This window comes from Planococcus sp. A6 (assembly GCF_028823615.1).
GTDB lineage: Bacteria > Bacillota > Bacilli > Bacillales_A > Planococcaceae > Planococcus.
Map to the genome: position 1 here is coordinate 1 of NZ_JAPEHT010000147.1, position 7,461 is coordinate 7,461.

9 protein-coding genes are annotated in these 7,461 nt (G+C 46.9%); 8 read left to right on the plus strand and 1 reads right to left on the minus strand.

The genetic code is table 11. The features are described from left to right. Positions 1-267 precede the first annotated feature (267 nt). From thrS to ON064_RS15995, 5 genes are all read left to right on the plus strand, one after another. A complete protein-coding gene (thrS, locus tag ON064_RS15975; protein ID WP_274625548.1) occupies positions 268-2,196 on the plus strand; it encodes a threonine--tRNA ligase in 1,929 nt (642 codons plus the stop codon). A 262-nt stretch (positions 2,197-2,458) separates the two neighbouring features. Continuing rightward, on the plus strand, positions 2,459-2,977 hold the full coding sequence (gene infC, locus ON064_RS15980) for a translation initiation factor IF-3 (protein WP_083509123.1): 519 nt from the start codon (positions 2,459-2,461) through the stop codon (positions 2,975-2,977). Between the two features lie 28 nt (positions 2,978-3,005). Beyond that, the gene (gene rpmI, locus ON064_RS15985; RefSeq protein ID WP_058381064.1) at positions 3,006-3,206 is read left to right on the plus strand and encodes a 50S ribosomal protein L35; all 201 of its coding nucleotides are present in this window, start codon (positions 3,006-3,008) and stop codon (positions 3,204-3,206) included. Between the two features lie 177 nt (positions 3,207-3,383). Continuing rightward, the gene (gene rplT, locus ON064_RS15990; protein ID WP_058381063.1) at positions 3,384-3,743 is read left to right on the plus strand and encodes a 50S ribosomal protein L20; all 360 of its coding nucleotides are present in this window, start codon (positions 3,384-3,386) and stop codon (positions 3,741-3,743) included. Positions 3,744-3,832: 89 nt separating this feature from the next. Continuing rightward, on the plus strand, positions 3,833-4,096 hold the full coding sequence (locus tag ON064_RS15995; protein WP_274625549.1) for a DUF1294 domain-containing protein: 264 nt from the start codon (positions 3,833-3,835) through the stop codon (positions 4,094-4,096). Between the two features lie 16 nt (positions 4,097-4,112). Here ON064_RS15995 and ON064_RS16000 read toward each other — a convergent pair whose 3' ends face one another. Beyond that, positions 4,113-4,505 carry a hypothetical protein gene (locus tag ON064_RS16000; protein WP_058381061.1) on the minus strand — a complete coding sequence of 131 codons (393 nt, stop codon included), beginning with the start codon at positions 4,503-4,505 and terminating at the stop codon, positions 4,113-4,115. 90 nt (positions 4,506-4,595) lie between these two features. On the opposite strand from ON064_RS16000, the gene ON064_RS16005 reads away from it, so the two are divergent. From ON064_RS16005 to ON064_RS16015, 3 genes are all read left to right on the plus strand, one after another. Further along, entirely contained in the window at positions 4,596-5,081 is a 486-nt protein-coding gene (locus ON064_RS16005; protein WP_274625550.1) for a dUTP diphosphatase, read from the plus strand. A gap of 71 nt (positions 5,082-5,152) precedes the next feature. Beyond that, the gene (locus ON064_RS16010) at positions 5,153-6,241 is read left to right on the plus strand and encodes a M42 family metallopeptidase (protein ID WP_211653876.1); all 1,089 of its coding nucleotides are present in this window, start codon (positions 5,153-5,155) and stop codon (positions 6,239-6,241) included. Positions 6,242-6,507: 266 nt separating this feature from the next. Beyond that, positions 6,508-7,461: nuclease-related domain-containing protein (locus ON064_RS16015; protein WP_274625551.1), on the plus strand; the 954-nt coding region annotated here is incomplete at its 3' end.

The following is a 7,461-nucleotide window of genomic DNA, read 5'->3' on the forward strand; positions in this document are numbered from 1 at the left end:
GAAGCTAGACACCAAGAAAAGCTGAAGCGCCTGAAAGCGGAAGCTAAGCTAAGAACGCGACGTCCTGTCGCAACGCTTAGCTGACCCACATCCTGTGGCCCTCCGACAGGCGTAAGCTGGGTTCCCGAAGAGGCGCTTTTTGCCGCACAGGGAAACTGGCTTACGACCCGAGAGGCAGGCTGCAAAAGCTAGACAAAAAAACCTGAAACGCTGAACCAGACCCTGTGGTTCTCGATTCACCCGATATCATTCAAAGGAGAGATTCATATGGCAGACATGATTCAATTAACATTTCCAGACGGCGCAGTAAAAGAGTTCGCCAAAGGAACATCTACAGAAGAAATCGCTCAATCCATTAGCCCGGGCCTTCGCAAAAAAGCGGTGGCAGGCAAGCTTTCCGGCAACTTGGTCGATTTAAAAGCACCTCTTGAAGCGGATGGCGACATCGCGATCATCACGCCGGAATCCGAAGAAGCATTGGAAGTACTACGCCACAGCTCAGCGCATTTGATGGCTCAAGCAGTCAAGCGCCTGTATCCGGATGCCAAGCTTGGCGTTGGGCCGGTCATCGAAAACGGCTTCTATTATGATATCGATACAGAATCGGCGATTACAGCTGAAGATCTGCCGGTCATCGAAAAAGAAATGAAAAAAATCATCAATGAAAACTTGGAAATCGTCCGCGTGGAAGTATCGAGAAACGAAGCGCAGCAACGCTTTGAAGCGATTAACGACCCATATAAGCTGGAGCTTCTAGAAGCGATCCCAGAAGATGAGCAAGTGTCGATCTACGAACAAGGCGAATTTTTCGATTTGTGCCGCGGTATCCATGTACCATCAACTGGGAAATTGAAAGAGTTCAAACTATTGAGTGTCGCTGGAGCTTACTGGCGCGGCGATAGCGACAATAAAATGCTTCAGCGTATCTACGGAACAGCATTCTTCAAGAAAGAAGAATTGAAAGCCCATCTTGAAATGCTCGAAGAAGCGAAAGAGCGCGACCACCGCAAAATCGGCAAAGAGCTCAATTTGTTCATGAACTCCCAAAAGGTCGGGCAAGGCTTGCCGATGTGGCTGCCAAAAGGCGCAACAATCCGTCGCATCATCGAACGCTATATCGTCGACAAAGAAGAACGCATGGGCTATGACCACGTCTACACTCCGGTCATGGGCAGTGTCGAATTGTATAAAACAAGCGGCCACTGGGATCACTATCAGGAAAACATGTTCCCGGTCATGCAAATGGACAATGAAGATTTAGTGCTGCGCCCGATGAACTGCCCGCATCACATGATGATCTACAAACAAGGCATTCATTCCTATCGCCAATTGCCGATCCGCATCGCAGAACTTGGCTTGATGCACCGCTATGAAATGTCAGGTGCCTTGTCCGGCCTGCAGCGCGTGCGCGGAATGACATTGAACGATGCCCACCTATTCGTGCGTCCGGATCAAATCAAAGAAGAATTCAAACGCGTCGTCAATCTCGTCATTGAAGTGTACAAAGACTTCGATTTAAAAGATTATTCGTTCCGCGTATCTTACCGCGACCCGGCTGATAAAGAAAAATACTATGACGATGACGCCATGTGGGACCGTGCGCAATCGATGCTGAAAGAAGCGATGGATGAACTGGGCCTCGATTATTTTGAAGCAGAAGGTGAAGCAGCGTTCTACGGGCCAAAACTCGACGTTCAAGTGAAAACAGCGCTCGGCAAAGAAGAAACTTTGTCGACTGTCCAGCTTGATTTCTTGTTGCCGGAGAAATTCGATTTGACGTATATCGGCGAAGACGGCAAACAGCATCGTCCGGTCGTCATTCACCGCGGCGTCGTTTCGACTATGGAACGTTTCGTCGCATTCTTAATCGAGGAATACAAAGGTGCATTTCCGACATGGCTCGCGCCGGTGCAAGTGGAAATCATTCCGGTATCGCTCGATGTGCACAGCGAATACGCAAAAGAGCTTCAGGAGAAAATGCAGCAGCATAAATTGCGCGTCGATATCGATGAGCGCGATGAAAAACTGGGCTACAAAATCCGCGAAGCACAAATGCAGAAAGTTCCATATATGCTCGTTATCGGCGATAAGGAGCTCGAAAGCGGCTCGGTCAACGTCCGGAAATATGGCGAGCAGAACTCGGAGAGCATGCCATTCGAAGACTTCCTTAAACTCGTCCAATCCGAACTTCGCTAAAGTGCTTGACAGTAAAAGCGCTGCGTGATATTCTTATTTAGGTTATTGAATACTTATATGTGCAAGCAGGAGCGCCCGCTTCTCACCTGATCGACCGATTGTTGGCAGGTAGACACGATTGACTTTTACATGCAACTAGCATGTGTCATATTATGGCGGGCGAACTCCTCGGGGTTCGCCCGCTTTTTGTTTGCGCCTGTGAACCGGATCGTCCGGTTTACACATTTAAGCTATTCGCGACACTACCCGGAGGTGGATCATTATTAGCAGAGACAACAATGTAAACGAAGGCATTCGTGCACGTGAATTACGGGTTATTGACCAAAATGGTGAACAGCTCGGAATCAAATCACGCAACGAGGCGCTCGAGATTGCAGCTCGTGTCAACTTGGATCTAGTACTAGTGGCTCCTCAAGCTAAGCCGCCGGTCGCACGGATCATGGACCACGGCAAGTTCAAATTTGAACAGCAAAAGAAAGAGCGCGAAATTCGTAAAAACCAAAAGATCATCAACGTCAAAGAGGTTCGTTTGAGCCCTGGCATCGATGACCACGATTTTAACACGAAGCTCCGCAATGCCATCAAGTTCCTTGAAAAAGGCGACAAAGTGAAAGCTTCAATCCGTTTCAAAGGCCGTGCGATCACGCACAAAGAAATCGGACAACGCGTCCTTGAGCGCTTCGCAGAAGAGTGCAAGGAAGTCGCGACGGTTGAACAGCGCCCGAAAATGGAAGGCCGCAGCATGTTCTTGATGCTGAACCCGGTCAACGAGAAGGAATAATAGCATAATTGTTTAGGAGGAACCCGAAATGCCGAAAATGAAAAGCCACAGTGGAGCGTCTAAACGCTTCAAGAAAACTGGAACTGGTAAAGTAAAACGCAACCGTTCCCACACAAGCCACTTGTTCGCAAACAAGTCAACTAAGCAAAAACGTAAGCTCCGTAAGGGCTCATTGGTTTCTGCAGGCGACTTGAAACGCATCAAATCATTGATCTACAACATGAAGTAAGAACGAAAAGCGGAAACGGCCGCTCAGCTCCGGCCGACTTAAGATGTACTTCCGAAGCGGCGCTCTATGCCGCACAGGAAGGGCAGCTTAAGGCCGAGGAGTTGGCCGTTGAAGTCAAGACAACACCCACAACTACAAAAATCGAATTTTTCATATTCAAGCAGGAGGTAATTCAATATGCCACGCGTAAAAGGCGGAACAGTGACGCGCAAGCGTCGTAAAAGAGTATTAAAATTAGCTAAAGGTTATTACGGTTCTAAACACTTACTATTTAAAGTAGCGAACCAACAAGTCATGAAGTCAGGTAACTATGCTTACCGTGACCGTCGCAACAAAAAACGTGATTTCCGCAAATTGTGGATCACTCGCATCAACGCAGCAGCTCGTTTGAACGATATTTCTTACAGCCGCTTGATGCACGGATTGAAACTTGCTGGTATCGACATCAACCGCAAAATGCTAGCTGAAATCGCTGTATCTGATGCAGCTGCTTTCACAGCTTTGGTTGACCAAGCGAAAAAAGCATCTAACAACTAATTCACACTGGGCCTAGTGCCTGGTTCGATAGAAAGGAGGCCGGCTAATTGCCGGCCTTTTTTTGTTGAAGCCGTTCGGGAGGGAAGAGAATGATCATTTTGGCAGCTTATTTGGCCGCCATGTCGAGTTTTGCCTTTATCATGATGTGGGCAGACAAAAGGCAGGCGCAAGCACGAGGGCCACGCATCCCGGAAAAACGCCTATGGCTTGTCGCAGTCATTGGCGGGGGCATCGGCGCATACCTGGGAATGATGCTGTTCAGGCATAAAACAAAGCATACGAATTTCCGCATCGGATTCTTTGCCTTAGCCTTGGTACAGGCCGGCTTGCTCGTATGGCTCGCAATGGCATAAGAAAAGAGGAAGAAGCTCAGGCTTCTTCCTCTTTTTTCATCAATTGTTCGATTGGGCTTTTCCAGGAAATGTCCGCATCCGGATAATTCATGCGGATCTCCTTCTCCAGGAAATGAAAATCCTCTTTCGAGAAGCCGATCAATTTGTCAGGCGTTTCGGTCCAGATGAAAATGGAGACGACATCAAATGCCTCTTTCGTGGTCCCTAAATATTTCTCGCCTTCAAACAGAACACCGCGCATGGCGATGAAAAAATTCTTGCGGACGTTCCCCACATCGTCGTGAAAATAATAAGTGCCGGATTCAAGCGCTGCATCGAGCTTGCGCTTTGGGTCAAAAATGAATTTGAGGAGACGGTAAAACAAGTAAATAATCAAGGCGATGATGATCAAGCGGATCAAAAATGCCATCGGATTGCCCCCCTTACTAGGATAGTCTTGTGTATAATACGTAACAGAAGCTTGGAAGTTTCACTAATTTGGTCGAAAAGGAGAAAGTCTATGAACCTTCAGGAATTATTTCACATGCAGCGGGAGCTCGACCGCTATATCCAATCGAACAGAAACGTCGAGAAATCGGTGTTCCGCAAGAAAGTGCTAGCACTTCAAGTAGAATTATCGGAACTTGCCAACGAAACGAGATGTTTCAAGTTCTGGAGCACAAAGGGGCCGTCAGATAAAAATACCTTGCTGGAGGAGTATGTTGACTGTATTCATTTCATCCTGTCGCTTGGCATTGAAAAGGGCTTTGATTCACTGGAACAATGGCCAGCCCCGACCAGTGAACAAGAGCTGACGGAACTGTTCCTCTCTGCCCATCAAGGCGTCGGCCGGTTTGCAGAACAAGCAACGCACGAAGAATACCTGAGCTTATGGCAAACCTTCGGGGCACTAGCAAAGGCGCTCGGGTTCAGCTATGAAGAAGTGTTGACAGCTTACGTAGAAAAGAATGAAACCAATTACAAGCGCCAGCAGCAAGGGTATTGAATGAATCTTTTGATAACGTAACCGCTTTCCTATATACTGAAAAAGCAATGACTATTTAGGAGGTCGAAATAATGTCGAAATTAGATGAAACACAACAAATGTTGAAAGAGCTTACAGACGCAAATGGCATTCCAGGCAACGAACGCCAATCACGCGAGGTTATGAAGAAATACATAGAACCGTTTGCCGATACGATCGAGACGGATAATCTAGGCAGTTTGATTGCCAAAAAAGAAGGGCTTGCAGATGGGCCGAAAATTATGGTTGCCGGACATTTGGATGAAGTCGGCTTCATGATTTCACAGATTGACGACAAAGGATTCCTGAAATTCCAAACGGTCGGCGGCTGGTGGAACCAGGTCATGCTTGCTCAGCGCGTGACGATTACAACGCGCAGCGGAAAAGAAATCACAGGGGTTATCGGATCCAAACCGCCGCATATCCTGTCTCCGGAAGCACGCAAAAAACCGGTGGAAATCAAGGACATGTTCATCGACATCGGCGCATCTTCACGTGAAGAAGCTAAAGAATGGGGCGTAACGCCAGGCGATATGGTCACTCCTTATTTCGAGTTCACGGTCATGAACAACGATAAACTATTGATGGCGAAAGCTTGGGACAACCGCATTGGCTGCGCAATTGCCATTGATGTTTTGAAAGGCTTAAAAGGCGTCGACCACCCGAACGTCGTTTACGGCGTCGGGACGGTTCAGGAAGAGGTTGGCTTGCGCGGCGCGAAAACGGCGACTTCATTCATCCAGCCGGATATCGGTTTTGCAGTGGATGTCGGGATCGCAGGAGACACGCCAGGCGTCACCTCAAAAGAATCCAACAGCAAGATGGGCGACGGCCCGCAAATCCTGTTGTTCGACGCTTCGATGGTATCTCACCGCGGCTTGCGTGAGTTGGTAGTCGATACAGCGGAAGAATCAGGAATCCCGTTCCAGTTCGAAACGATTGCAGGCGGAGGAACAGATGCCGGCTCGATCCATTTGACAGCAAACGGCGTACCGGCCTTGTCGATCGGTGTAGCGACGCGCTACATCCATTCGCACGCAGGCATCTTGCACCGCGACGATTACGAAAATGCTGTAAAATTGATCATTGAAGTAATCAAGAAGCTCGACCGCGACACAGTAACGAAAATTACATTCGATTAATTTTGAAACCCCTCCAATTTTTGTGGAGGGGTTTTTTAATTGGTTAAAAGCTGAAGTGAAATGTGCAAAAAAGCGTTTTTATTTCGCAAATAAAATAAGTCGATTGGCAAACAGCCAGAGAAATACCACAAATAAATCTATGGGTTTTGCAAACAACGATAACCATTCCGCAAACAAAATGATTGGAAAAGCCCATAAGCGCCAATTTGTGGTGAAAGAGGCCTTGCCGAATGCTATACTTCAACTATCATATTAGGAGGTGTTCAATGGGCAAAAAAGAAATAGCATTATTATCTGAAATAGAGTCGCTGGAGAGGCTGTTATATCGATTGCCTGACAATCATTCGCGCCGGGAATTTATCCAAGTTGAAATTTTTAAGGCAACTGCCGGAAAAAGGGGTGAAGAGAGGCTGCACCGGAAACTGGTCGAATTCGAGACAGAGGAACAGCACCAATTTTTGAGAAATGTATGCTTGTCAAGAGATCGCTGGAAAGTCCAAGTGGATGGATTGTTATTGACGGAGCGCGGGGCGATCGTCATCGAATCGAAAAATATTAGCGGCCAACTTTATTTTGATGATGAAACCGGTGAATTTTCAAGAACCAATATAGAAGGCGTAAAAACGATAATGGAAGATCCGACGATCCAGTTGAACAAGCATATTCGTTTCTTAAGGTTATTTTTCAAACAGCAGAATATCGATTTGCCCGTTTCGGGGATTGTCGTGTTTACATCTAAACATTGTGAATTTCTGGCTAAGCCAAAGCAACACCATGTCTGCAAAACATATCAATTGGTCAATTATTTATTCAACATCCTTCAGGAATTCCCCCTAAAAAGAAATCCTCATGATTTATCGGAAATTCAGAAACTCCTCGAGCAATCTCGTACCCCTTATAAGAGAAAACCATTGTGTCATTTATATTCAATAGAAGAAACCGAGCTGTATGCGGGTATCCTGTGCACAAGCTGTAAAAATCTTAGTATGATGCGAAAGCATAAGAAAGGATGGATTTGCGCCGACTGCCAAGCGGTGGACCCGCTCGCTTTTCAACATACAATCCGGGAATATTTTTCGCTGGTTAATACACACCTTAGCAATAGGCAACTCCGGAAATTCTGCAATCTCGCATCGCCTTATATTACTTCCCGTCTGTTAGGGGCATATGATTTAGAGACTGCTGGTGCTTTGCGCAACCGGACATACTTTTTAAAGAAA